Consider the following 26379-nt stretch of genomic DNA (forward strand, 5'->3'; position numbering starts at 1 on the left):
CTCCTAGATTGGGTGGGACGCGGCGGCGCCCAGGGCGGAATCGCTGAAGAGTTGCGTTGGGTGGCGCCTTTCCGCCAACCGCCGCGCCGATTAGGCTCTGCACCGACACGACCGCCCAGGAGAAAAGATTGGGTCGCGGGATCCCCTCTCCCGAGTGGGAGAGGGGTAGGGGTGAGGGTGGCGCGCTTCCGAATAGATCTGAACCGCTACGCTGCCAGCACGACGCTCTCAGCTTTACACTGAAGCGTGTCACCCTCACCCCCGGCCCCTCTCCCACACGGGAGAGGGGGGATCGCGCGCATCTTTCGTCCGCGAACAGTCCTGTGTCGCCCCGGGAGAGCCCATTATGCACGATACGGTCCACCAGCCCGGTCGGCTCTCGATCGCCGAGTTCGACCGCTTCGTCGATGCGCAGCGCGACGAGCGCGACTGGGAGCTCGTCGACGGCGACGTCGTCATGATGACGAACCCGACGGAGAACCACGAGCAGATCGCCGGCAACATCGGCGCGCCGCTGAAGCTCGCGATGGATGCTCAGGGCTGCCGCAGCTACCAGGGCGGGATGCGGGTGCAGCGCGACGAGCACGGACAGGGCCGTGACAAGCCCAAGCCCGACATCGTCGTGCGCTGCGGGCCGCGGCAGAACCGGACCTTCGTCACCGACCCGCTGGTCGTCGTCGAGGTGCTGTCGCCGAGCACCATGGACCGCGACCGCGGACCCAAGCTCGCCTTCTACAAGACGCTGCCGACGCTCCGACACATCGTCCTCGTCTATCAGGACCAGATGCGGGTGGAGCATTATCGGCGCGAGCCGGAGGGTTGGGTCTGCGACGTGCTGACCGCGCCCGACCATGCCCTGCGGTTCGAGGCGGTGGCGTTCGAGATCGCCCTCGACCGGGTCTATTTCGACGTCCCGGTCCTGCGTCCGATCGTGGGAGGCTGATCAGGCGGAGCCCGACCACCCGTCGCACGTTGGTGCGGGATTGCCCGATCCGAGACCCCGCATGAGCTTCGCCTTCCTCACCCGCGCCTTCGGGCGCGACGCGACCGACGCGGTCGAGGAGCCGGAGGCCGCCGCGGCCCGGGCCTCGCGGCGCGACCGGCGGGCGGGGCGCGCGGACGCGGTGGTGACCGAGGCCCTGGCCCAGAAGGTGCTGCACGCCTTCCTGCAGAACCGCCACCAGACCCTGGTGCCGCTGACCCTGAACCTCCGGGTGCTGGAGCCGGGCCAGCGCGACCTCGTCATCCAGGCGATGGCGGCGGCCTTCCTGGCCCAGGGGCGCCGGCAGGACCCGGCCCCGGTGCGCGACGCGCTCGCCCGGATCAGCGCGGCGGAAGCCGAGCGCCAGCGCCTCGACAAGGCGCTGGCCGCCCCGCTGGCGCTCGGCGATCTCCTCGACGCGATCCTGGACGCCGATCTCGGCGCCTACGCCTACGTCGCCTCGCTGCTCGCCGTCGACCAGCGCCGCAGGGTCAACCAGCTGTATCTGGCCTATCTCGCCGAGCGGCTGGGGCTGGCCGAGGACGTGGTGTCGAGCCTGCACCGGCGCTACCGGGTCTGATACTGCGTCTTTTGCGGCGGCGGCCCGGGGCTTCTCCTGCCGCCGGCCCGCCGCTACCCTGGCGGGATCGTCGTACGACCGGTTCCACCTTTTCTCCGAGTTCCGATTGTCTCCGAGTCTTACGCCCCGCAGCCGCTCCGGCGCCCAGTCCCGCGACGAGACGTCTCCGGCGGACGGGCCGTTTCCCGCCGCCCCGGTCTCCCGCGCCCGGCCGGCGCCGCTCTCCGCCGATGCGCGGCTGCTCGCGATCGCCGCCGACCACCTGCGCCGTCTCGGCCACCGGCAGGTCACCGTGGTCGGGGTCGCGGCGGAAGCCGGCATGACGCATGCCAACGTCTACCGCTACTTCCCGTCGAAGACCGCCCTCGTCGACGCGGTGGCGGGCCGCTGGCTGCGCGAGGTCGAGGCCGAGCTCGGCGCCATCGCGGACGCGCCCGACCCCGCCGACGACAAGCTCGAACGCCTGCTGCTCGCGCTCGCCTCGATGCAGCGCGAGGTGCTGGCGCGGGACCCGCACCTGTTCGCGGTCCATCGCGACGCCACGGTCGAGTCGCGGCCGATCGCCCGGCGTCACCGCGGCCGCCTGCGCCAGCTGGTCGAGCGGGTGATCGAGGAGGGGATGAATGCCGGCACCTTCTCGCTGCGCGACCGCGAGCGCGGCCTCGCCTTCATCTTCGATACCAGCCACCGCTTCCTGCACCCGGTCTCGATCCAGCTCGACGCCGAGGTTCCACGCGATCTGATCGAGGCGCGCCTTAGTGCGATCATCCGGGCGATGCTGCGGATCCTGCGCATCGGGACCCTGTAAGGCTGCTGACAAACTTACGAAAATGTAACGCGCGGTGGGACATCGCGGCAAAATATTGATTCGACTGACGGATTCAGATCATGTGACGAGCCGAGAGCGCGGCGTTAGCGCTGCCCCGGCGCCCCGCGCAAGGCCTTCGGGTTGTCGGCCCCGGCTTTTTTCGCCAAAGAGGCACCCGCCGGCGCGGGCTCCTCGCGAGCGGACCCCGGCCCCCGACGGTTCCACCACACCGCGAAGGATCGGTTCACACATGGCACGCAAGAAGATCGCGCTCATCGGCGCTGGACAGATCGGCGGCACGCTCGCGCACCTCGCCGGCCTCAAGGAGCTGGGCGACGTCGTGCTGTTCGACATCGCCGACGGCGTGCCGCAGGGCAAGGGCCTCGACATCGCCGAGTCGGCTCCGGTCGACGGCTTCGACGCCAAGTACTCGGGTGCCAGCGACTACAGCGCGATCGCCGGGGCCGACGTGGTGATCGTGACCGCCGGCGTGCCGCGCAAGCCCGGCATGAGCCGCGACGACCTGATCGGCATCAACCTGAAGGTGATGGAAGCGGTCGGCAACGGCATCAAGACCCACGCCCCGAACGCCTTCGTGATCTGCATCACCAACCCGCTCGACGCGATGGTGTGGGCGCTGCAGAAGTTCTCCGGCCTCGACCCGAAGAAGATCGTCGGCATGGCCGGCGTGCTCGACTCGGCCCGCTTCCGCCACTTCCTGGCCGAGGAGTTCCAGGTCTCGGTCGAGGACGTCACCGCCTTCGTGCTCGGCGGCCACGGCGACGACATGGTGCCGCTGGTGCGCTACTCGACGGTGGCCGGCGTGCCGCTGCCCGACCTCGTCAAGCTGGGCTGGACCACCCAGGAGAAGCTCGACGCCATGGTCGAGCGGACCCGCAAGGGCGGCGGCGAGATCGTCAACCTGCTCAAGACCGGCTCGGCCTTCTACGCGCCGGCGGCCTCCGCCATCGCGATGGCCGAGAGCTACCTCAAGGACAAGAAGCGGGTCCTGCCCTGCGCGGCCCACCTCACCGGCCAGTACGGCGTCGACGGCCTGTTCATCGGCGTGCCGATCGTGATCGGCGAGAACGGCGTCGAGCGCATCGTCGAGGTCGAGTTCTCCGGTGAGGAGAAGGCGATGTTCGAGAAGTCGGTCAATTCCGTGAAGGGCCTGGTCGAGGCCTGCAAGGGCATCAACGGCGCGCTGGCGTAAGGCCTGACGGGCGGTGCGGGCAGATCCCGCGCCGCCTCCCCTGACGCCCGCCTGACTTAAGAAAGCTTGTCGCCCCATGAACATCCACGAGTATCAAGCCAAGGCCGTCCTCAAGGAGTTCGGCCTGCCGGTCTCGAACGGCCGCGCCATCTTCAAGGCCTCCGAGGCCGAGGCCGCCGCCAAGGAGCTGGGCGGTCCGCTCTGGGTCGTGAAGTCCCAGATCCACGCCGGCGGGCGCGGCAAGGGCAAGTTCAAGGAGGCCGAGGCCGGCGAGAAGGGCGGCGTGCGCCTCGCCAAGTCGGTCGAGGAGGTCAAGGCCTTCTCCGAGCAGATGCTCGGCCGCACCCTCGTGACGGTGCAGACCGGCGAGGCCGGCAAGCAGGTCAACCGCCTCTACATCGAGGACGGCTCCGACATCGAGACCGAGTTCTACCTGTCGATGCTCGTCGACCGCGAGACCGGCAAGGTCGCCTTCGTGGTCTCGACCGAGGGCGGCATGGACATCGAGCAGGTCGCCCACGACACCCCTGAGAAGATCATCACCTTCTCGGTCGACCCGGCCACCGGCGCGATGCCGCATCACGGCCGTGCGGTCGCCAAGGCGCTCGGCCTCACCGGCCCGCTCGCCAAGGAGGCGGAGGATCTGACCACCAAGCTCTACCGGGCGTTCACCGCCAAGGACATGAGCATGCTGGAGATCAACCCGCTCATCGTCACCAAGGACGGGCACCTGAAGTGCCTGGACGCCAAGATCTCGTTCGATTCGAACAGCCTCTACCGCCAGCCGGAGATCGTGCAGCTGCGCGACATCACCGAGGAGGACGAGAAGGAGATCGAGGCCTCGAAGTACGATCTCGCCTACATCGCGCTCGACGGCACCATCGGCTGCATGGTGAACGGCGCGGGTCTGGCCATGGCGACGCTCGACATCATCAAGCTCTACGGCGAGGAGCCGGCGAACTTCCTCGACGTCGGCGGCGGCGCCTCGGAGGAGAAGGTCACCGCGGCCTTCAAGATCATCACCGCCGACCCGAACGTGAAGGGCATCCTGGTCAACATCTTCGGCGGCATCATGAAGTGCGACGTGATCGCCAACGGGGTGATCGCGGCCGTGAAGGCGGTGGGCCTGCAGGTCCCGCTGGTGGTGCGCCTCGAGGGCACCAACGTCGAGAAGGGCAAGGAGATCATCCGCTCCTCGGGCCTCAACGTGATCCCGGCCGACGACCTCGACGACGCGGCGCAGAAGATCGTCGCGGCGGTGCGCAAGGGCTGATACGCGGCGCGGGCTCTGGGGGAACGAGGGCAATGAGCAAGCTGACGATCACTCTCGAAAGTCACGTCATGGCCCTGCTCCAGAACCTGGCCGACGAGCGGAACGCGTCCGTGCAGGAAGTCGCCACCGAGGTCATCGAAGGCGCTCTCGAAGGCCAGCGCGAGAAGGCGCGTCAGCGCCTCCTCGCACTGATCGACGCTACGGAAGGCGACGTCGGACCGATCACGTGGAAGCGGGAAGATCTCTATGATCGTTGACTGCTTCATCGACACGAACGTGCTCGTCTACGCGATCTCCGGCGCACCCGACGAGGCCGAAAAGGCGCGCCAAGCCCGCGAGATCGTGGCCCGGCGCAAGTTCGGGACCTCCGGTCAGGTGCTGCAGGAGTTCTTCGTCGTCGCGACCCGCAAGATCCGGCGTGGCATCTCGGTCGAGCAGGCCCTGCAGATCATCGACGAGTTCGACGATCTGCCCTGCGTCCCGACCGATGCTCAGCTCGTGCGCGAGGGAATCCTCGCGTCGCAGCGCTTCAACATCTCGTACTGGGACGGGGCCATCCTGGCGGCAGCCGAGAAGCTCCGGGCGCCCATCCTCTACACCGAAGATCTCTCTCACGACAAAATGTACGGATCCGTCCGCGTCGTGAATCCCTTCAAGGCACACTGAGCCGACAGACCCCGCAGGAGTCGGAATGTCCATCCTCATCGACAAGAACACCAAGGTCATCTGCCAGGGCTTCACCGGCAAGAACGGGACCTTCCACTCCGAGCAGGCGATCGCCTACGGCACCAAGATGGTCGGCGGCACCTCGCCGGGGAAGGGCGGCGCGACCCATCTCGGCCTGCCGGTGTTCGACACCGTGAAGGAGGCCCGCCACGCCACCGGCGCCGACGCCTCGGTGGTCTACGTGCCGCCGCCGGGCGCCGCCGACGCGATCTGCGAGGCGATCGACGCCGAGATCCCGCTGATCGTCTGCATCACGGAAGGGATTCCGGTCCTCGACATGGTGCGCGTCAAGCGCTCGCTCGAGGGCTCGAAGTCGCGCCTGATCGGCCCGAACTGCCCCGGCATCGTCACCGCCGGCGAGTCGAAGATCGGCATCATGCCGGCCAACATCTTCCGTCCGGGCTCGGTCGGCATCGTGTCGCGCTCCGGCACCCTGACCTACGAGGCGGTGTTCCAGACCACCAACGAGGGCCTCGGCCAGACCACCGCGGTCGGCATCGGCGGCGACCCGGTCAAGGGCACCGAGTTCATCGACATGCTCGAGATGTTCCTGGCCGACGACAAGACCGAGTCGATCGTGATGATCGGCGAGATCGGCGGCTCGGCCGAGGAAGAGGCGGCGCAGTTCATCCGTGACGAGGCCAAGCGCGGCCGCAAGAAGCCGATGGTCGGCTTCATCGCCGGCCGCACGGCGCCTCCCGGCCGCCGCATGGGGCACGCCGGCGCGATCATCTCGGGCGGCAAGGGCGGCGCCGAGGACAAGATCGCCGCGATGGAGGAGGCCGGCATCCGCGTCTCGCCGTCGCCGGCGCGCCTCGGCAAGACCCTGGTCGAGGTCCTGAAGGGTTGATCCCTTTCGCCTCGCGCATGGCAGACGTGGCGTGCGGGATTTGCCTCCCGCACCCACATTGCAAGCAAACGTCAACTCTCTTGAGTTCGTAAGACATCCTCGCGCCCGCTCCCTCGGGCGCCCCCACCGTCGACGGACCGCCATTCTCCCGCCTCACCCGGAGGCGAGACACCGGCCCCCGATCGACCAGCGCGGATAGACAGATCGCCATGGCACGCCAGGACGCGAACGACGCCCTCCTCGGAACCTCGTTCCTCTACGGAGGCAACGCCGATTACATCGAGGAGCTCTACGCGACCTACACCCGGGATCCCAACGCGGTGGACCCCGAGTGGCGCAGCTTCTTCTCCGGCCTGAAGGAGGAGAGCGCGATCGTGGTCAAGAACGCCGAGGGCGCGTCCTGGGCGAAGCCGAACTGGCCGATCGCCGCCAACGGCGAGATCGTCTCGGCGCTCGACGGCAACTGGGCGCAGATCGAGAAGGCGGTCGGCGAGAAGATCAAGGCCAAGCAGGAGGCCAAGGGCCAGGCGGCCACCCCGGCCGACGTGCTCCAGGCCACCAAGGATTCGGTCCGCGCGATCATGCTGATCCGCGCCTACCGCATGCGCGGTCACCTGCACGCCAAGCTCGATCCCCTCGGCCTGCAGCCGCGCGGCGACCACGAGGAGCTGCACCCGCAGCATTACGGCTTCGCCGAGTCCGATTGGGACCGTCCGATCTTCCTCGACAACGTGCTCGGCCTCGAATTCGGCACCATCCGGGAGATCGTCGCGATCCTGGAGCGGACCTACTGCCAGACCCTCGGCGTCGAGTTCATGCACATCTCCGATCCGGAGGAGAAGGCCTGGATCCAGGAGCGCATCGAGGGCAAGGACAAGGAGATCTCCTTCACCGAGCAGGGAAGGCGGGCGATCCTCAACAAGATGATCGAGGCGGAAGGCTTCGAGAAGTTCCTCGACCTCAAGTATACCGGCACCAAGCGCTTCGGCCTCGACGGCTCCGAGGCGATGGTCCCGGCGCTCGAGCAGATCATCAAGCGCGGCGGGGCGCTCGGCGTCACCGACATCGTGCTCGGCATGGCGCATCGCGGCCGCCTCAACGTGCTCGCCAACGTGATGAGCAAGCCGTTCCGGGCGATCTTCCACGAGTTCAAGGGCGGCTCGTCGTCGCCTGCCGAGGTCGAGGGCTCGGGCGACGTGAAGTACCACCTCGGCGCCTCGAGCGACCGGGCCTTCGACGGCAACACCGTCCACCTCTCGCTGACCGCCAACCCGTCGCATCTCGAGATCGTCGATCCGGTGGTGCTCGGCAAGGTGCGCGCCAAGCAGGACCAGACCGGCGACGAGCAGCGCACCACCGTGCTGCCGCTCCTCATCCACGGCGACGCCGCCTTCGCGGGCCAGGGCGTGGTGGCGGAGTGCTTCGGCCTGTCGGGCCTGAAGGGCCACCGCACCGGCGGCTCGATCCACTTCATCATCAACAACCAGATCGGCTTCACCACCGATCCGCGCTTCTCGCGCTCCTCGCCCTATCCGTCCGACGTGGCGAAGATGGTCGAGGCGCCGATCTTCCACTGCAACGGCGACGACCCCGAGGCCGTCACCTTCGCGGCCAAGATCGCCACCGAGTACCGGCAGAAGTTCCACAAGCCGGTGGTGATCGACATGCTCTGCTACCGCCGCTTCGGCCACAACGAGGGCGACGAGCCCGCGTTCACCCAGCCGAAGATGTACCAGATCATCCGCAAGCACCCCTCAACGCTCGAGACCTACGGCAAGCGGCTGACCGAGAGCGGCGTGGTGAGCCAGAAGGAACTCGACGACCGCAAGGCCGAGTTCCGCGCCACCCTCGACAGCGAGTTCGACATCGCCACCGGCTACAAGGCCAACAAGGCCGACTGGCTCGACGGCCGCTGGTCGGGCCTGAAGGCGGTGCGCGAGGACGAGGACGACCCGCGCCGCGGCCGCACCGGCGTGCCGGCCGACACCCTGCGGGCGATCGGGACGGCCATCACCACGGTGCCGCAGGACTTCCACCTGCACCGCACCATCCGGCGCTTCCTCGACAACCGCGCCAAGGCGATCGAGACCGGCGAGGGCCTGGACTGGGCGACCGCCGAGGCGCTCGCCTTCGGCTCGCTCCTCACGGAAGGCCACCGGGTCCGCCTGTCGGGTCAGGACGTCGAGCGCGGCACCTTCTCGCAGCGCCACTCGGTGGTGATCGACCAGGAGAACGAGGAGCGCTACACGCCCCTCAACCACATCAAGGACGGCCAGAGCCGCTACGAGGTCATCAACTCGATGCTCTCGGAGGAGGCGGTGCTCGGCTTCGAGTACGGCTACTCGCTGGCCGAGCCGAACTCCCTGGTTCTGTGGGAGGCGCAGTTCGGCGACTTCGCCAACGGCGCGCAGGTCGTGGTCGACCAGTTCATCTCGTCCGGTGAGCGCAAGTGGCTGCGCATGTCGGGCCTGGTGATGCTGCTGCCGCACGGCTACGAGGGCCAGGGTCCGGAGCACTCGTCCGCCCGTCTCGAGCGCTACCTGCAGATGTGCGCCGAGGACAACATGCAGGTCGCCAACTGCACGACGCCCTCGAACTACTTCCACATCCTGCGCCGCCAGCTGAAGCGGGACTTCCGCAAGCCGCTGGTGCTGATGACCCCGAAGTCGCTGCTGCGGCACAAGCGGGCGGTCTCGGCCCTCTCGGACATCGCCGAGGGCTCGACCTTCCACCGGGTGCTGTGGGACGACGCCGAGAAGGCGCAGGACGGCGTGAAGCTGTCGAAGGACGACAAGGTCCGGCGCGTCGTGCTCTGCTCGGGCAAGGTCTATTACGACCTCTACGAGGAGCGCGAGAAGCGCGGCATCTCCGACGTGTACCTGATGCGCGTCGAGCAGCTCTACCCGTTCCCGCTGAAGTCGCTCGCCACCGAGATCTCGCGCTTCCGCAACGCCGAGGTGGTGTGGTGCCAGGAGGAGCCCAAGAACATGGGCTCGTGGGCCTTCGTCGAGCCCTACCTCGAGTGGGTCCTCAACCAGGCCGGCTCCGCCTCCAAGCGCCCGCGCTACGTCGGCCGCCCGGCCTCGGCCTCGACCGCCGTCGGCCTGATGTCGAAGCACCTCGACCAGCTCCAGGCCTTCCTCAACGAGGCCCTGGCGGTCTGATCATCCTTCACCGGCGCCCCTCGCGGGGCGCCGCCTGATCCTTGCAGTTCCGGGCGACAGTCCTCGCCCCAACCCTGACGGAAGACATGGCCACCGAAATCCGCGTCCCGACGCTCGGCGAGTCCGTGAGCGAGGCCACGATCGGCCGCTGGTTCAAGAAGCCCGGCGACACCGTGAAGGCCGACGAGCCCCTGGTCGAGCTCGAGACCGACAAGGTCACCCTGGAGGTCAACGCCCCGGCCTCGGGCCAGCTCGGCGACATCGTCGCCAAGGACGGCGAGACGGTGGAGCCCGGCGCGCTCCTCGGCTCGATCGTCGAGGGCGGCGCCTCCGCCGGCAACGGCGCGGCCCCGAAGGCCGAGGCTCCCAAGGCTGAGGCTCCGAAGGCCGCCGCCGAGGCGCCGGCCAAGTCCTCGTCGGCGTCTTATGGCAGCCACGGCGACGCCGCTCCGAAGGGTCACGCTTCCGGCGATCACGGCCCGGCGGTCGCGCGCCTCGCCCACGAATCCGGCGTCGACCCGTCGTCGCTCAAGGGCAGCGGCAAGGACGGTCGGGTGACCAAGGGCGACATGCTCTCGGCGATCTCGTCGGGCGCCTCGGCCCCCGCCCCGGCTCCGGCCCCGCAGGTCGCCCGCGCTCCGTCCGCCCCGGACGATGCCTCCCGCGAGGAGCGGGTGCGCATGACCAAGCTGCGCCAGACCATCGCCCGGCGCCTCAAGGACGCGCAGAACACCGCCGCGATGCTGACGACGTTCAACGACGTCGACATGGGCGCGGTGATGGCCCTGCGCCAGCAGTACAAGGACGTGTTCGAGAAGAAGCACGGCGCCAAGCTCGGCTTCATGGGCTTCTTCACCAAGGCGGTGATCGGCGCCCTGAAGGACGTGCCGGCGGTGAACGCCGAGATCGACGGCCAGGACATCGTCTACAAGAACTACTACCACGTCGGCATCGCGGTCGGGACCGACAAGGGCCTGGTCGTGCCGGTGGTGCGCGACGCCGACCAGCTGTCGATCGCCGGCATCGAGAAGGCCATCACCGGCTTCGGCCGCAAGGCCCGCGACGGCAAGCTGTCGATCGAGGACATGCAGGGCGGCACGTTCACGATCACCAACGGCGGCATCTACGGCTCGCTGATGTCGACCCCGATCCTCAACGCGCCGCAATCGGGCATCCTCGGCATGCACCGCATCGAGGAGCGTCCGGTCGTGCGAGGCGGCAAGATCGAGGCGCGGCCGATGATGTACCTCGCCCTGTCCTACGATCACCGGATCGTCGACGGGAAGGAGGCCGTGACCTTCCTGGTGCGGGTCAAGGAGGCCCTGGAGGACCCGGCGCGCCTCGTGCTCGACCTCTAAGGCGCAACATCGAGCCCCTTCCCCGCCCGGGGGAGGGGCCTCTCGCATCGGGGAGCGGCTTACGATGGACAAGGTCCTGGTGGTCACCGGCGGCAGCCGCGGCATCGGCCGGGCGGTCTCGTTACGGGCGGCGCGGGCCGGCTGGCGGGTCTGCTTCTCCTACGTCGCGGCCAAGGACGCCGCAGACGCCCTGGTGCGGGAGATCGAGGAGCACGGCGGCCAGGCACTGGCCGTGCGGAGCGACGTCGCGGTCGAGGCCGACATCCCGGCCCTGTTCCGGGCGGCCGACGGCCTCGGCACGCTCGGCGGCCTCGTCAACAACGCGGGCGTCGTCGACTACGCGGCGCGGGTCGACGAGATGACCTTCGCGCGGCTCAACCGGATGATGACCACCAACGTCATCGGCTCGTTCCTGTGCGCCGGCGAGGCGGTGCGGCGGATGTCGACCCGCCACGGCGGGCAGGGCGGCGTCATCGTCAACATCTCGTCGGTCGCCGCGCGCCTCGGCGCGCCGGGCCAGTACGTCGACTACGCGGCGTCCAAGGGCGCCATCGACACCTTCACCACCGGCTTGGCCGGCGAGGTCGCCCAGGAGGGGATCCGGGTCAACGGCGTCGCCCCCGGCCTGATCGAGACCGAGATCCATGCCAGCGGCGGCCAGCCGGACCGGCTGGCGCGGTTGAGCCCGCTCGTGCCGATGAAGCGCGCCGGCACCGCCGACGAGATCGCGGCCGCGGTGCTGTGGCTCCTCTCGGACGACGCCTCCTACGCCACCGGCGCGACGCTGACGATCTCGGGCGGCCGCTAGCCCCCCTCAATCCCACTCTCTCATCCGGCGGCGGAGCCTCGACAGCCCGCCGCTCCCAACCTCGCGAGTTGTGATTCGATGTCCTCCTACGATCTCGTCGTCATCGGCACCGGCCCCGGCGGCTACGTCTGCGCGCTCCGCGCCGCCCAGCTCGGCCTGAAGACCGCCGTGGTCGAGAAGCGCCCGACCCATGGCGGCACCTGCCTCAATGTCGGCTGCATCCCCTCGAAGGCCCTGTTGCACGCCTCCGAAGCGTTCGAGGAGACGACCAAGCACCTGCCCGTGCTCGGCATCACCGTCGGCGAGCCGAAGCTCGACCTCGCCAAGATGATGGCGTTCAAGCAGGACGGCGTCGACGGCAACACCAAGGGCGTCGCGTTCCTCCTGAAGAAGAACGGCGTCGACGCGTTCCAGGGCACCGGCCGTCTCGCCGGCGCCGGCCGGGTCGAGGTCATCTCGGAGGACGGCGGCAACCAGATCCTCGAGGCCAAGAACGTCGTGATCGCGACGGGCTCGGATGTCACCAACCTGCCGGGCGTCACCATCGACGAGGAGGTCGTGGTCTCCTCCACCGGCGCCCTCGACCTGACCAAGGTCCCGGGCAAGCTCGTGGTCATCGGCGCCGGCGTGATCGGCCTCGAACTCGGTTCGGTCTGGCGCCGCCTCGGCGCCGAGGTCACCGTGGTCGAGTATCTCGACCGGATCCTGCCGGGCATGGACGGCGAGGTCGGCAAGCAGTTCCAGCGCATCCTCCAGAAGCAGGGCATCCAGTTCCGCCTGTCGCAGAAGGTGACGGGTGTCGAGCGCAGCAACGTCGGCGCCAAGGTCACGGTGGGGCCGGCCGCGGGCGGCGCCGCCGAGGTGCTGGAGGCCGACGTGGTCCTCGTGGCGATCGGCCGCGTGCCCTACACCGCGGGCCTCGGCCTCGACACGGTCGGCGTCCAGCTCGACAATAAGGGCCGGATCCAGACCGACGACCGCTACGCCACCAACGTCACCGGGATCTACGCCATCGGCGACGTGATCGCCGGCCCGATGCTCGCCCACAAGGCCGAGGACGAGGGCGTCGCGGTGGCGGAGATCCTGGCCGGTAAGGCCGGGCACGTGAATTACGGCGTGATCCCGAACGTGGTCTACACCACGCCGGAGGTCGCCTCGGTCGGCAAGTCCGAGGAGGAGCTGAAGAAGGACGGGATCACCTACAACACCGGCAAGTTCCCGTTCACCGCGAACGGCCGCGCCAAGGTGAACCACACCACCGACGGCTTCGTGAAGGTGCTGGCCGACGCCGCGACCGACCGGGTGCTCGGCGTCCACATCGTTGGGCCCGATGCCGGCAACCTCATCATGGAGGTCGCGGTGGCGATGGAGTTCGGCGCCTCGTCGGAGGACATCGCCCGCACCTGCCACGCCCACCCGACCCTGACCGAGGCGGTGAAGGAAGCCGCGCTCGCGGTGGAGAAGCGCGCGCTGCATATGTGAGCGCGACGCCCAGAGGCACGCCGCCCTGAACCCTCCCCCCTCTGCGGGGGAGGGTGGCCCGGCCGTGAGGCCGGGTCGGGAGAGGGGACCCGGCTTCCGGATATGACTGAGCCGTTGTGAAGGGTACTCACTGGATCAGCGTCGCGCTGCCCCTCTCCCGGCTCACTTCGTTCACCACCCTCCCCCGCAGAGGGGGGAGGGTTGAGCGCCAGGTTCGGCATTGTTTAGCTCTTGGATTCGACGAGTATGTATGACGGCCCGCCCGAGACAGGAGAACCTGCACGGGCGGATCAGGCCGATCGAAGAGGCGGGAGGATCCACGGCGATGGACGGTGCGGCAGCGAACGGCAACCCGGTTCCCCCCGCGGTCGTCGTGGTGATGGGCGTCTCGGGCTCCGGCAAGACCACGGTGGCGAGCCTGCTCGCCGGCCGGCTCGGCTGGGAATTCGAGGACGGGGACGACTTCCATCCGCAGGCCAATGTCGAGAAGATGCAGGCCGGCACCCCGCTCACCGACGAGGACCGCTGGCCCTGGCTCGCCGCCATCGCGGCCTGGATCGATAAAGTGCGTGCCGAGGGGCACCACGGGGTCGTGACCTGCTCGGGCCTCAAGCGCGCCTATCGCGACATCCTGGTCGGGGACCGGCCCGACGTGCGCCTCGTCTACCTCAAGGGCGACCGCGAGCTGATCGGCCGGCGCATGGCGGCCCGCCACGGGCACTTCATGCCGACGAGCCTGCTCGACAGCCAGTTCCGCACCCTGGAGGAGCCCGCGCCCGAGGAGAACCCGCTCGTGGTCTCGGTCGGCGCGACGCCGCAACAGATCGTCGCCGAGGTCGGCGAGGCCCTGACCGGGCAGGCGGTCCAAGGTCCCTGATCCGGAAGGCCCTTGATCCCCCCGCGGGCGGCCCGGCCCATTCCAGGTTTCTTAAGACTGGTTTTTGACAGTCCGCGGCGCCCGTGCCATCGCCGGGGCATGCTGGACAATACCTATGGCCGGTAACCCGCCCACCCCGCACGACACCCTCTTTCCCGGCGGCGGCGAGATGGGCGCGCGCCTGCGCGCCCACGACTGGGCGGTGACCGCGCTCGGGCCGGTCGCGGGCTGGCCGCAATCGCTGACCACGGCGGTGCGGATCATGCTGGGCTCCCGCTTCGCCATGTGGATGGCCTGGGGGCCCGACCTCACCTTCTTCTGCAACGACGCCTACAAGCCGACGCTCGGCGTGAAGGAGGCCTGGGCGCTGGGCTCGCGCTCGGACGTGGTCTGGGCCGAGATCTGGCCCGATATCGGCCCGCGCATCGCCCAGGTCCTGCGCACCGGCCAGGCGACCTGGGACGAGGCGCTGCTGCTGTTCCTGGAGCGGCGCGGCTTCACCGAGGAGAGCTACCACACCTTCTCCTACAGCCCGCTCGCCGACGAGTCCGGCACCGTCACCGGCATGCTCTGCGTCGTCTCGGAGGAGACCGAGCGGGTCATCGGCGAGCGGCGCCTGCGGTGTCTGCGCGATCTCGGCGCCGGGATGGCGGCGGCCCGGACCGCGGCGGAGGCCGGCGCGGTCGTCGCCGCCTGCCTCGGCGAGGGCACCCCCGACCTGCCGGTGGCGCTCGCCTACCTGACGGGCGACGAGCCGGCCCTGCTCGCCCGGGCGGGGCCCGGGCCGGACCACCCGGCCGCCGGGCGGGTGGCCGAGGCCGCGGCCGCCGCGCTGGCGCATCGCGATCCCGCCGGCCCGGCGACGGTGGCGGTGGACGCCCTCGGGCCGCTCTTTGCCGACATGCCAACCGGCCCCTGGGACCGTCCGCCCACCCACGCCCTCGTCGTGCCGATCGCCCGGCAGGGCCAGGACCACCCGGCCGGGGTATTCGTCGCAGGGCTCAACCCCTACCGGCCCCTCGACGAGGCGTATCGCGGCTTCGTCGATTTGTTCGTCGGCCAGGTCGCCACGGGGCTCGCCAACGCCAACGCCTACGAGGCCGAGCGGCGCCGGGCCGAGGCCTTCGCCGAGCTCGACCGGCAGAAGACCGTGTTCTTCTCCAACGTCAGCCACGAGTTCCGCACGCCGCTCACCCTGATGCTCGGTCCGCTGACCGAGGTGCTGGATGCCGCACCGGTCGACCCCGACACGCGCCGGCTGGTGGAGCTCGCCCACCGCAACGGCCTGCGGCTCCTGAAGCTCGTCAACGCGCTCCTCGATTTCTCGCGCATCGAGGCCGGCCGGGCCCAGGCGGCTTTCGAGCCCCTCGACCTCGCCCGCTTCACCGCGGAGCTGGCCTCGAGCTTCCGCTCGGCCACCGACAAGGCCGGCCTCGGTCTCGACGTCGAGTGCGTCCCCCTGCCGGAGCCCGCCTTCGTCGATCCAGAGATGTGGGAGAAGATCGTCCTCAACCTCGTCTCCAACGCCTTCAAGTTCACGCTTCAAGGCCGCATCGCCGTGCGGCTGCGGGCGCAAGCGGACCACGCGGTGCTCACGGTCTCGGATACCGGCCTCGGCATTCCGGAGGCCGAGCTGCCGCGGCTGTTCGAGCGCTTCCACCGGGTCGAGGGCGCGCAGGGGCGCAGCTTCGAGGGATCGGGCATCGGGCTCGCCCTGGTGCAGGAGCTGGTGCGGCTGCACGGCGGCACGGTCGGGGTGGAGAGCGCCTTAGGGAGCGGCAGCACCTTCACGGTGAGCCTGCCGCTCGGCCGCGCCCACCTGCCGCCGGAGCGCATCCGCGCCGCCCGGGCCGGGGTCTCGACCGCCACCCGCTCGCACGTCTTCGTCGAGGAGGCGACGCGCTGGCTCGACGACGAGGCCGCGCCCGCCTCCGACCTCGTCGAGGCCCCGGGCCCCGCCGGCCTCACCGGCCGGGTGCTGCTCGCCGACGACAACGGCGACATGCGGGCTTACGTCCGGCGCCTGCTCGGCGATGCCGGCCACGCCGTCGAGGCGGTGGCCGACGGGCAGGCGGCGCTGGCGGCGGCCCGCCGCCGCGCGCCCGACCTCGTCCTCTCCGACGTGATGATGCCGGGCCTCGACGGGTTCGGGCTGCTCGCGGCCTTGCGGGCCGACCCGGCCTTGCGCGGCATCCCGGTGATCCTGCTCTCGGCCCGGGCCGGAGAGGAGGCCCGCATCGAGGGTCTCGCCGCAGGGGCCGACGACTACCTGATCAAGCCGTTCTCGGCCCGCGAGTTGCTCGCCCGGGTCGAGACCAACCTGCGCCTCGCCCGCGTCCGGCACGAGGCGGCCGACGCCCTGCGGCAGGTCAACGAGACGCTGGAAGCCCAGGTCGCCGCGCGCACCCGCGAGCGCGACCGGATGTGGCGCCTGTCGCGGGACGTGATGCTCGTCGCGCGCTTCGACGGCACCATCACCGCCCTCAACCCGGCCTGGGGCGCGGTGCTGGGCTGGGAGGCGCAGGACCTGATCGGCCTCCCCTTCCTCGACCTCGTCCATCCGGACGACCAGGCGCGCACGCTGGCGGAGACGCAGCGCCTCGCCGACGGCCACGCGACGCTCCTGTTCGAGAACCGCTACCGCCACGCCGACGGCTCCTACCGCACCCTGTCCTGGACCGCGGTGCCGGGGGAGGCCCACCTGCACGCGGTCGGGCGCGACGTCACCGAGCAGCGCGAGCTGGAGGAGGCCTTCCGCCAGTCGCAGAAGATGGAGGCGGTGGGCCAGCTGACGGGCGGCATCGCCCACGATTTCAACAACCTGCTCACCGGCATCGTCGGCTCCCTCGACCTGCTCTCGACCCGGCTCTCGCAAGGGCGCCTCGACGTCGCCCCGCGCTACATCGAGGCGGCGCTGACCTCGGCCCACCGCGCCGCGGCGCTGACCCACCGGCTCTTGGCCTTCGCCCGGCGCCAGCCCCTCGACCCGCGGCCGGTCGACGCGAACGCCCTCGTGGTCTCGCTCGAGGACCTGGTGCGCCGGACGCTGGGCGAGACCGTCGCCCTGGAGACCCGCCTCGCCGAGGGGCTCTGGCCGACCTTGTGCGACGCCAACCAGCTCGAGAGCGCGATCCTCAACCTCGCGATCAACGCCCGCGACGCGATGCCGGAGGGCGGGCGCCTCGTCATCGAGACCCGCAACGTCGAGCTCGACGCGGTCTTCGCCGCCGCCCACGGCGACGTGGCGCCGGGGGCCTATCTCCGTCTCGCCGTGACCGATACCGGCACCGGCATGCCGCCGGAGGTGGTGCGCCGCGCCTTCGACCCGTTCTTCACCACGAAGCCGCTCGGCCAGGGCACCGGCCTCGGCCTGTCGATGATCTACGGCTTCGCCCGCCAGTCCGAGGGCCACGCGGTCATCACCTCGGAGGTCGGCCGCGGCACCACGGTGGCGCTCTACCTGCCGCGTCATGCCGGCCCGCCCGCCGCGGAAATCCCGGCGCCGGCCCCGGCCGCGACGCCGCCCGCCGGCAGCGGCGAGACGGTGCTGGTGGTCGAGGACGAGCCGGCGGTGCGCAGCCTCATCGTCGACGTGCTGCGCGACCTCGGCTACCGGGCGCTGGAGGCGAAGGACGGCCCGGCCGGCCTCGCGGTCCTGCGAGGCCCGGCCCGCATCGACCTCCTCGTCACCGATGTCGGCCTGCCGGGCCTCAACGGCCGCCAGCTCGCCGACGCCGCCCGCGAGCACCGCCCCGACCTCAAGGTGCTGTTCATCACCGGCTATGCCGAGAACGCCGCCATGGCGGGGTTTTTGGCCCCCGGCATGCAGATGATCACCAAGCCCTTCCCGCTGGAACTGCTGGCGCGGCGGATCCGGGCGATGATCGAGGGGTGAGCGGTTCTCTGCTGTGATCTGCTTTTTTATTCGAAGTCAATAATATAAAAATGCATGGCGCGTCCCCCTCTCCCGTGTGGGAGAGGGGTTAGGGGTGAGGGTGACACGCTTCAGTGAAGAACTGAGCGCATCGTGCTGGTAGCGGGACGGTTCGAGGCTTCTGCGGAACCGTAGCACCCTCACCCCTACCCCTCTCCCACACGGGAGAGGGGATCCCGCGCTTTTTCTTGAACGAGGGGGAGCGGCGGAACCGATTTGCTTCGAGCATGAACCCCGAATGCATCCGCCCATGCACCGGAAGCCCCCTCAGCCATGCGCCCGCCCGCGGAGCCCGCCCCCGGGGTGGACCTGCGCCCCGAACCCCTGTAACAGCACCATCCTCCACGAAAAGACCGTAGGGATTCCCCGCGCGCCGCAGAGCGCCCGCCGCCGATGCGGCCGGCCCTCTCCACGAGGCCATGTGCTACCAAGCCTTGGGCCTCCGGAGCCGATTCGATCCCCGCGCGTCGCCTCACCCGGGATCGAATCACGTGCCTTTTCCTGCTCTGCCCGCCCCGCTCGCCAAGGCTCTCGCCGACCGCGGCTACGAAGATCCGACGCCGGTCCAGGCCGCCGTCCTCGAGCCCGAGACCGAGGGGCGCGACCTCGTCGTCTCGGCCCAGACCGGCTCCGGCAAGACCGTCGCCTACGGCCTCGCGCTCGCCCGCACGCTGCTGGGCGACGCCGAGATGCTGCCCGCCCCCGGCGCCCCGCTGGCGCTGGTGATCGCGCCGACCCGTGAGCTGGCGCTCCAGGTCCACCGCGAATTGTCCTGGCTCTACGGCCCGGCCGGTGCCCGCGTCGTCTCCTGCGTCGGTGGCATGGATCCGCGGCGCGAGAGCCGCTGGCTGGCCGACGGCGCCCACATCGTGGTCGGCACCCCGGGCCGCCTGCGCGACCACCTCGAGCGGCGCAACCTCGACCCGACGGCCCTGCGCGCGGCCGTGCTCGACGAGGCCGACGAGATGCTCGATCTCGGCTTCCGCGAGGACCTGGAATTCATCCTCGGCACCACCCCGGCCGAGCGGCGCACGCTGCTCTTCTCCGCCACCCTGCCGAAGCCCATCGTGGCGCTCGCCGAGGCCTACCAGCGCGACGCGATGCGCATCGCGGTGGTCGGCGAGACCAAGGCCCATGCCGACATCGAGTACCGCGCCTTCCGCATCCTGCCGCGGGAGACCGAGCTCGTGGTGGTCAACACCCTGCGCCAGATCGAGGCGCGCACCGCCATCGTGTTCTGCAACACCCGCAACTCCGTGCGCCACCTCCAGGCGGTGCTGACCGAGCGCGGCTTCCAGGCGGTGGCGCTGTCGGGCGAGCTCGGCCAGGGCGAGCGGAACGCGGCGCTCCAGGCCCTGCGCGACGGCCGCGCCCGGGTCTGCGTCGCCACCGACGTCGCCGCCCGCGGCATCGACCTGCCGGGCCTCGGTCTCGTCATTCACGCCGAACTGCCCAACGACTCCGAGGTGATGCAGCACCGCTCGGGCCGCACCGGCCGGGCCGGGCGCAAGGGCATCAGCGTGCTCCTCGTGCCGCCGTCGCGCCGCCGCCGGGCCGAGGAGCTGATGGTGCGCGCGAACGTGGTGCCGGTCTGGTCCGGCCCGCCGCCGGCCGACGAGATCCGCGCCCTCGACCAGGAGCGCCTGCTCCAGGATCCCCTCGTCACCGACGAGGTGAGCGACGAGGATCGCGCCATGGCCCAGTCGCTGCTCGCCCAGCGCTCGGCCGAGGACCTCGCCGCCGCCCTGGTACGGGCCTACCGCTCGCGCCTGCCCTCGCCGGAGGAGGTCACCGATCCCGGCTTCGCCACCGGCCGCGGCGTGACGCCCCGGCGCGAGACCACGGCCCGGGACACCCCGCGTGCGCCGTTCGGGTCGAGCGTGTGGTTCCGCCTCAATGTCGGCCGGCGCGACAACGCCGACCCGCGCCGGCTGCTGCCGATGCTGTGCCGCCGCGGCGACGTGACCCGCGAGGAGATCGGCGCGATCCGCATCTTCGACCGCGAGACCAAGTTCGAGGTCCGCGGCGGCGCCGCCGAGCGCTTCGCCCATACCTTCCCGCGCACCGGCCCAGCCGACCTCCAGGTCGAGGCCCTGGCCGGCGGCGAGGCCGAGGTGCCGCCGCGCCAGCAGCGCCAGCCCCGCCGCAACTACGCCCGGCGGGGGTGAGGGTCGCGCCCTCTTGATCCCTCCCCCCTCTGCGGGGGAGGGTGCCCCGCGGATGCGGGGCGGGAGAGGGGACGACGCTTCCGGAGAGGTCGCGACCTTCATGAAGGTCGCCGACTGGATCGGCGTCGCGCTGCCCCTCTCCTGGCTCGCTCCGCTCGCCACCCTCCCCCGCGGAGGGGGGAGGGTTCATGACCGGCCAGCCCCACGAGGCCCCGATGAGCGACACCGTCGAGATCCGCCACCGCGACACCACCGCCCGCCTCGCCCTCACCGGGGCCGAGCCGGTCTCCTGGCGGGTCGGCGGCACCGAGTACCTGTGGTCGGGCGATCCGGCGCACTGGAACCGGCACGCGCCCTGGCTCTTCCCGGTCGTCGGGGCGTCGGCCGGGGGCGCCGTCACGGTCGAGGGCCGCGCCTACCCGATGGCGCAGCACGGCTTCGCGCGCGACAGCCGCTTCGCCGTGGTGGCGCAGGCCGAGGACAGCGTGACGCTCCGCCTGACCGACAGCGCGGACACCCGGACGCACTACCCCTTCGCCTTCCGGCTCGACATCACCGCCACGGTGCGGGACGGGGCGCTCGCCTTCGCCTGCGCGGTCCACAATCCCGGCTCCGGGCCGCTGCCCTACGCCCTCGGCTTCCACCCCGCCTTTCCCTGGCCCTTCGCCGGGGCTGAGCGGGCCGCCGGGGGCGGCTACGCGGTGCGCTTCGAGCAGCCCGAGCGGCCGGCGGTGCCGGAGGTCGGCGCCGGCGGCCTGCTGGTGCGCTCCGAGCGGTCGCTGCCCCTCGACGGCGACACCCTGCCCCTCGATCCCGACATGTTCACCGAGGCTCTGGTGTTCCTGAACGCCCGCAGCCGGGCGATGCACTTCACCGCGCCGTCGGGCGCAGCGATCGCGCTCGAAGCCGAGGATTTCCCCCACCTCGCGGTCTGGACCCGGCCGACGGCGCCGTTCCTGTCGCTGGAATGCTGGACCGGCCACGCCGACTGGGCGGGGTTCTCGGGCGAACTGGCCGAGCGCGATTCGCAACGCCTGCTGGCGCCGGGCGCGAGCGCCCATCACGGGGTGACCTTGCGCTTCAACCCAGCCTGAGTCCCCGAGGCGTCAACCGGTCGTCAACCGGGTCCGGGGCCTACTCGCCATCCCCCGATCCGGAGCCCGGCCACCCATGTCCGACGCCGAACCCGCCGACCTGCTGCTGCCCGGCGCACCCGACGTGCGGGCGGCGGCGATCACCTGGCTCGAAGGGCTGGCCGCGGAGCGGCGCCTGTCGCCCAACACCGTCGAGGCCTATCGGCGCGACCTGCGCCAGTTCCTCGCCCACCTCGTCCGCCAGGGGACGAATCCCGACATCCCGGCCCTGATCCGCCTGAAGCCCCGCGACCTGCGCGGCTTCATGGCGGCACGGCGGCAGGAGGGCGTCGGCGGGCGCAGCCTGATGCGGGGGCTGGCCGGCCTGCGCTCCTTCGCCCGCCACCTCGACCGCGAGGGGCACGGCAGCGTCGCGGCGCTCGCCGCGATCCGCTCCCCCAAGGTCGAGCGGCGCCTGCCGCGCCCGCTCCCCGTCGCCGCGGCCATCGCGATGGCGAGCCCCGACATCCGCGCCGGCGAGGAGCGCCCGGCCTGGGTGCTGGCCCGCGACGCCGCGGTGCTGGCCCTCCTCTATGGCTCGGGCCTGCGCATCTCGGAGGCGCTCGGCCTCGCGCGGCGCGACGCGCCCGTCGACGGGATCGATGCCGTGACGGTGGTCGGCAAGGGCCAGAAGACCCGCAGCGTGCCGGTGATCCCCCAGGTCCAGGCCGCGGTGGCGGAGTACCTGAAGCTCTGCCCCTACGCGCTGCCGGCGGAGGGCCCGCTCTTCGTCGGCGCCAAGGGCGGACCGCTCTCGCCGCGCATCGTGCAGCTCGCCGTCGCGTCGATGCGCGGGGCGCTCGGCCTGCCCGACACCGCGACGCCGCACGCGCTCCGCCACTCCTTCGCCAGCCACCTGCTCGGCCGCCAGGGAGACCTGCGGGCGATCCAGGAACTCCTGGGTCACGCCTCCCTGGCGACGACGCAGGTCTACACCAAGGTCGACGCCGCCCGCCTGCTCGACGCGTTCGATTCGGCGCATCCGCGGGCGCGCGCCTCCTGAAGAAGGATCACTCCGCCGGCACCTCGCGGGCGCGCCCGAGGGTGATGTGCGGCACGAGGAGCGCGGTGGCGAAGGCCGCCGCGGAGAACAGCAGCACCGCCCAGAAGGTCTGGTGCAGGGCGTGCTGCAGGACCTGGCGCACGGTCTCGGCCTCGCCCGGCAGGCCGCCCGCCGCGAGCGCCTGCTGCAGGCTGTCCGCCGTGACGGTGCTGCCCGAGGCCGCGAGCCCGTGGTTGAGCACCGCGCCGAACACCGTGGCGCCGAGCGTGCTGCCGAGGTTGCGCGAGAAGATGTTCGAGGCGGTGGCGCTGCCGCGCTGGGTCCAGGGCACGATCTCCTGGATCAGCATCAGGGACGCGTTGCTCACCAGCCCCATGCCGAAGCCCATGACCAGCGAGCCGATCCCGGCCTGGACCGGGTGGCTGCCGGGCTGCAGCGTCACGATGGCGATGGCCCCGAGCGGCAGCATCAGGCTGCCGGTGATCAGGATGCGGCGCAGGCTGAAGCGGTTCAAGGAGCGCGCCGCCAGCGTCGCCCCCATCGGCCAGCCGAGCACCATGACGGTGAGCGCCATGCCGGCGACGATCGGCGTCTGCCCGAGCACGCCCTGCACGTACATCGGCAGGAAGGTGGTGAGCCCGATGAGCGCCATGCCGGCGAGCAGCGAGGTGCCGTTGGCGGCGGCGATCGGCCGGCGCCGCCACAGCGAGGCGTCGATCACCGGCTCCCGCGCCCGGCGCTCCTGGAGGGCCAGCAGCACCGCCGCGACGAGGCCGAGCCCGGCGGCGATGCCGGCGATCGACCAGCGCGCCTCGCCGGCCTCGGTCAGCGCCACCATCAGGGCCGCCACCGTGAGGGTGAACAGGGCCGCGCCCGCCGCGTCGACCGGCCGGCGCTCGCGCCGCTCTCCCTCGTGCAGGAAGGCGATGAACAGGCCCGAGGCGACGAGCCCGACCGGCAGGTTGATCCAGAAGATCCACGACCACGAGGCGTGCGCGATGATGAAGCCGCCCGCCACCGGCCCGACCACCGCCGAGATCGCCCAGACGCTGGCGAGGAAACCCTGGATCCGCCCGCGCTCCTGCGCGGTGTAGAGGTCGCCCACGATGGTGAGCGCGACGGGCTGGATGGCGCCCGCGCCGATGCCCTGGATCAGCCGGAACGCGATCATCGCCGGCATCGACCAGGCGAAGCCGCACAGCACCGAGGCCGCGAGGAACACCGCGATGCCGGTGAGCAGCACGGGCTTGCGGCCGTGGATGTCGGCGAGCTTGCCGAACACGATCGTGGCGGCGGTCTGGGTGAGGAGGAAGCCGGAGAAGACCCAGGCGTAGAGCGACAACCCGCCGAGCTCGCCGACGATGCCCGGCATCGCCGTCGAGATGATCGTCGCCTCGATCGCCACCATCGCCATCGCGGCCATGACGGCGGCGATCACGAGGGGACGGCGCGTCGTCCGGGAGGTCGTCATGGTGGCTCTTCTCGGCGGGATCTACTGGCGTGGCGAAGCCTTTGCCGCGCAGCTAAACCGATCGGCCCGGAAAGCAACTGGCGTCGGGCGCAGGCCAGACCCGCGCAGTCGCGTCGAACGCTTCTCTCGGAGCTGCTCAGCCACGACAAGCATCTCCTCCTACCCACGACCTCATCCTGAGGTGTCAGCCGATCGAAGATCGACTGACCTCGAAGGAGGTCTCCAGAAGTCTCTGTGATTCCTGGAGGCCTCCTTCGAGGCTGCCGCACGCGGCAGCACCTCAGGATGAGGTCGAAGTCTGGATGGAGAAGAGAAATATAGGCATTTTGAGCCAATTTTTCCGAAGTATCACTCCGCGTAAGTCACCGGCAGCGCCGTCGTGTACTTGATCCGCTCCATCGCGAAGGCCGAACTGACGTCGTAGAGGTCGACCGACTGGATCAGCCGCTTGTAGACCCGGTCGTAGGCGGCGATGTCGGGCACGACGATGCGCAGGAGGTAATCGGTCTCGCCGCTCATGCGGTAGAACTCGACCACTTCCGGGATCGTGACCACGGCGGCGCAGAAGCGCTCGGCCCAGTCGGCGGTGTGGCGGTTGGTGCGCACCGAGACGAACACCGTGACGCCGACCCGCATCCGGTCGGGATCGAGGAGCGCCACCCGGCGCTGGATCACCCCTTGCGCCTCCAGCTTCTGGATCCGCCGCCAGCACGGCGAGGCCGACAGGCCGACCCGGGCGGCGATCGCCTCGAGCGATTCGGCCGCATTCTCCTGCAGGCACAACAGGATTTTTCGGTCGAACTCGTCCACGCGAAATTTTTCCACTCTCTCGCAAGTTCACGCAATCGGATTGCGCAACCATGCCGGGTGCGGGTGAATTTCGCAATCCGTCTGCGCGGGCTCCGTGCGATTCTCAGAGTGCCTTCCGAGACCCCGAATCGCCCGAGGATCCCATGTCGAAGCTGTCCTTCTCCGAGCATCCGGCCGCCGTCGGCGAGACCTATGTCGAGCATATGGGCGTCGCCACCAGCTTCGGCCTCAGCATGATCGCCGGCGGCCTCGCCTGTCTGGTGCACGGCATCCTGCCCTTCGCCTTCACCAGCACCGGCTCGCGCACGATCATCCGCCTGCACGACCGCATGGTGGCGAACCGCAGCCGCGCCGCGCAGGCCCGGACCGGCTCCGCCGTCTCGGCCTGACGCACTCTCTCCGTCATTCCCGACCCCCCTTCCTTCGTCGCGGCTTGACGTGTCCGGGGCATTTCCGGACCCTGGCCCCCTGACACGGTCCCGGCAGGTGCTCGTTCCCGAGCGTCCGGACAGGGGCCGGGAAACAGGGAGCATCCGCCCATGCCGTTCCTCAGGCGCGCCGTCGGCGCGCTGGCCGTCGCCCTCGGCCTCGCCACCTCCGCGAACGCCGAGACCGGCGAGGTCCGCTTCACCCGCCAGCCCGGCCTGATCTACATGCCGATGGTGCTGGCCGAGCAGCAGCGCCTGGTCGAGAAGCACGTCGCGGCGGCCGGCCTCGGCGACGTGAAGGTGAGCTGGGTCACGCTGACGAGCGGCGGCGCCTCGGTCGACGCGCTGATCTCCGGCAACGTCGATTTCGTCACCAGCGGCGCCACCAACCTGCTCTTGGCCTGGGACCGCACCCGCGGCGAGGTGAAGGGGCTCGCCGCCTCGGCCGGCGCGCCGATGATGCTCGTCACCCGCAACCCGGCGGTGAAGACGCTGGCCGACTTCTCGGCCAAGGACCGAATCGCGGTGCCGACCGTGAAGGTCTCGGCCCAGGCCGTGATGCTGCAGATCGCCGCCGAGCGCCAGTTCGGCGAGGCCGGCCGCAACAAGCTCGACGCGATCACGATCCAGCTCGGCCATCCCGACGCGGTCGGCGCGCTGTTAGGCGGCACCAGCGAGGTCAACAGCCACTTCTCGCTGCCGCCCTACCAGCAGATCGAGCTGAAGGACCCGAAGATCCACGTCGTGCTCAACTCCTACGACGTGGTCGGGGGACCGCTGAGCAACGCCATCGTGTTCGGCCGCGGCAAGTTCATGGAGCAGAACCCGAAGACCACCGCCGCGGTGCTCGCCGCCATCGACGAGGCCAACGCGCTGATCCGCGACGACCCGAAGCGGGCGGCCGAGCTCTATCTCGGGGCGACCAAGGAGAAGTTCGAGCCCGACGAGCTCGTCGCGATGATGAAGCAGCCCGGCGTCGTGTTCTCGACCACACCCTACGGCACGATGCTGCAGGCCGAGCACCTGGCGAAGGCCGGGGTGCTGAAGAACCGGCCGAAGGAGTGGAAGGACTTCTTCTACAAGGCGGTGCACGGCCAGCCGGGCACCTGAGGCCCTGCTTCGATCTCTCGTATCGATCGGTACGAGGTCGGTCTCTCCCCGACGTCATGTATGGACGGCCCCCGTTTCGCAAGGGTTTGTGAGCATCGGTTTGAGCCAGTCGGTTCAGGAGCAGTCATGTATCCGGCCTCTGATGCCGTCGTGCCGCCGCGGTTGATGCGACGAGGACGACGGCGGGCCACCAAGGGGTGC

Annotated in this window: 21 protein-coding genes; 19 read left to right on the forward strand and 2 right to left on the reverse strand. The window is 70.4% G+C overall.

The genetic code is table 11. The annotated features are described in order from the left end of the window. Positions 1-346: 346 nt before the first annotated feature. The 17 genes from BM430_RS18635 to BM430_RS18715 all read left to right on the forward strand — a co-directional run bounded on the left by BM430_RS18635 (position 347) and on the right by BM430_RS18715 (position 22359). Positions 347-943, forward strand: coding sequence for a Uma2 family endonuclease (locus BM430_RS18635; protein WP_093568746.1), 597 nt, complete (start codon positions 347-349; stop codon positions 941-943). A 61-nt stretch (positions 944-1004) separates the two neighbouring features. Next, on the forward strand, positions 1005-1562 hold the full coding sequence (locus BM430_RS35575; protein ID WP_177303097.1) for a DUF533 domain-containing protein: 558 nt from the start codon (positions 1005-1007) through the stop codon (positions 1560-1562). A gap of 238 nt (positions 1563-1800) precedes the next feature. Further along, positions 1801-2370, forward strand: coding sequence for a TetR/AcrR family transcriptional regulator (locus BM430_RS18645; RefSeq protein WP_244539549.1), 570 nt, complete (start codon positions 1801-1803; stop codon positions 2368-2370). A 250-nt stretch (positions 2371-2620) separates the two neighbouring features. Next, on the forward strand, positions 2621-3583 hold the full coding sequence (gene mdh / locus BM430_RS18650) for a malate dehydrogenase (RefSeq protein WP_093568749.1): 963 nt from the start codon (positions 2621-2623) through the stop codon (positions 3581-3583). Positions 3584-3659: 76 nt separating this feature from the next. Further along, positions 3660-4856 (forward strand): ADP-forming succinate--CoA ligase subunit beta, encoded by a 1197-nt coding sequence (gene sucC, locus BM430_RS18655; RefSeq protein ID WP_093568750.1) that lies wholly within the window; start codon positions 3660-3662, stop codon positions 4854-4856. 32 nt (positions 4857-4888) lie between these two features. Beyond that, positions 4889-5113: a hypothetical protein gene (locus BM430_RS18660; protein WP_093568751.1), complete on the forward strand. Its 225-nt coding sequence runs from the start codon at positions 4889-4891 to the stop codon at positions 5111-5113. Then, positions 5103-5522, forward strand: a complete 420-nt coding sequence (locus tag BM430_RS18665; RefSeq protein WP_093568752.1) for a PIN domain-containing protein — start codon at positions 5103-5105, stop codon at positions 5520-5522. The genes BM430_RS18660 and BM430_RS18665 overlap by 11 nt, the downstream gene beginning before the upstream one ends. 25 nt (positions 5523-5547) lie before the next feature. Continuing rightward, positions 5548-6432, forward strand: coding sequence for a succinate--CoA ligase subunit alpha (gene sucD / locus BM430_RS18670; RefSeq protein WP_048434186.1), 885 nt, complete (start codon positions 5548-5550; stop codon positions 6430-6432). A gap of 209 nt (positions 6433-6641) precedes the next feature. Next, on the forward strand, positions 6642-9596 hold the full coding sequence (locus tag BM430_RS18675) for a 2-oxoglutarate dehydrogenase E1 component (RefSeq protein ID WP_093568753.1): 2955 nt from the start codon (positions 6642-6644) through the stop codon (positions 9594-9596). A gap of 86 nt (positions 9597-9682) precedes the next feature. Further along, positions 9683-10954 carry a 2-oxoglutarate dehydrogenase complex dihydrolipoyllysine-residue succinyltransferase gene (odhB, locus tag BM430_RS18680; protein WP_093568754.1) on the forward strand — a complete coding sequence of 424 codons (1272 nt, stop codon included), beginning with the start codon at positions 9683-9685 and terminating at the stop codon, positions 10952-10954. A 64-nt stretch (positions 10955-11018) separates the two neighbouring features. Further along, positions 11019-11762 carry an SDR family oxidoreductase gene (locus tag BM430_RS18685; protein WP_093568755.1) on the forward strand — a complete coding sequence of 248 codons (744 nt, stop codon included), beginning with the start codon at positions 11019-11021 and terminating at the stop codon, positions 11760-11762. A gap of 78 nt (positions 11763-11840) precedes the next feature. Continuing rightward, on the forward strand, positions 11841-13244 hold the full coding sequence (gene lpdA, locus BM430_RS18690; RefSeq protein WP_093568756.1) for a dihydrolipoyl dehydrogenase: 1404 nt from the start codon (positions 11841-11843) through the stop codon (positions 13242-13244). A gap of 325 nt (positions 13245-13569) precedes the next feature. Continuing rightward, a complete protein-coding gene (locus BM430_RS18695; RefSeq protein WP_093568757.1) occupies positions 13570-14121 on the forward strand; it encodes a gluconokinase in 552 nt (183 codons plus the stop codon). A gap of 115 nt (positions 14122-14236) precedes the next feature. Further along, a complete protein-coding gene (locus tag BM430_RS18700; RefSeq protein ID WP_093568758.1) occupies positions 14237-18016 on the forward strand; it encodes an ATP-binding protein in 3780 nt (1259 codons plus the stop codon). A 530-nt stretch (positions 18017-18546) separates the two neighbouring features. After that, on the forward strand, positions 18547-20223 hold the full coding sequence (locus tag BM430_RS18705; protein ID WP_093568759.1) for a DEAD/DEAH box helicase: 1677 nt from the start codon (positions 18547-18549) through the stop codon (positions 20221-20223). Positions 20224-20438: 215 nt separating this feature from the next. Further along, positions 20439-21317: an aldose 1-epimerase family protein gene (locus tag BM430_RS18710; RefSeq protein ID WP_093568777.1), complete on the forward strand. Its 879-nt coding sequence runs from the start codon at positions 20439-20441 to the stop codon at positions 21315-21317. Positions 21318-21393: 76 nt separating this feature from the next. Then, a complete protein-coding gene (locus tag BM430_RS18715) occupies positions 21394-22359 on the forward strand; it encodes a tyrosine recombinase XerC (RefSeq protein ID WP_093568760.1) in 966 nt (321 codons plus the stop codon). A gap of 7 nt (positions 22360-22366) precedes the next feature. Here BM430_RS18715 and BM430_RS18720 read toward each other — a convergent pair whose 3' ends face one another. Both BM430_RS18720 and BM430_RS18725 read right to left on the reverse strand, forming a co-directional pair. Then, positions 22367-23830 carry an MDR family MFS transporter gene (locus tag BM430_RS18720; RefSeq protein WP_093568761.1) on the reverse strand — a complete coding sequence of 488 codons (1464 nt, stop codon included), beginning with the start codon at positions 23828-23830 and terminating at the stop codon, positions 22367-22369. A 348-nt stretch (positions 23831-24178) separates the two neighbouring features. Then, a complete protein-coding gene (locus tag BM430_RS18725) occupies positions 24179-24640 on the reverse strand; it encodes an Lrp/AsnC family transcriptional regulator (protein ID WP_048434174.1) in 462 nt (153 codons plus the stop codon). Between the two features lie 143 nt (positions 24641-24783). Between BM430_RS18725 and BM430_RS18730 the strand changes: the two genes are divergently transcribed. Then, positions 24784-25029, forward strand: a complete 246-nt coding sequence (locus tag BM430_RS18730; protein ID WP_093568762.1) for a DUF6356 family protein — start codon at positions 24784-24786, stop codon at positions 25027-25029. A 150-nt stretch (positions 25030-25179) separates the two neighbouring features. After that, the gene (locus tag BM430_RS18735; RefSeq protein WP_093568763.1) at positions 25180-26178 is read left to right on the forward strand and encodes an ABC transporter substrate-binding protein; all 999 of its coding nucleotides are present in this window, start codon (positions 25180-25182) and stop codon (positions 26176-26178) included. Positions 26179-26379: the final 201 nt, after the last annotated feature.

Origin of the sequence: Methylobacterium sp. 174MFSha1.1, from assembly GCF_900116815.1 — a bacterium.
Lineage (GTDB): Bacteria > Pseudomonadota > Alphaproteobacteria > Rhizobiales > Beijerinckiaceae > Methylobacterium.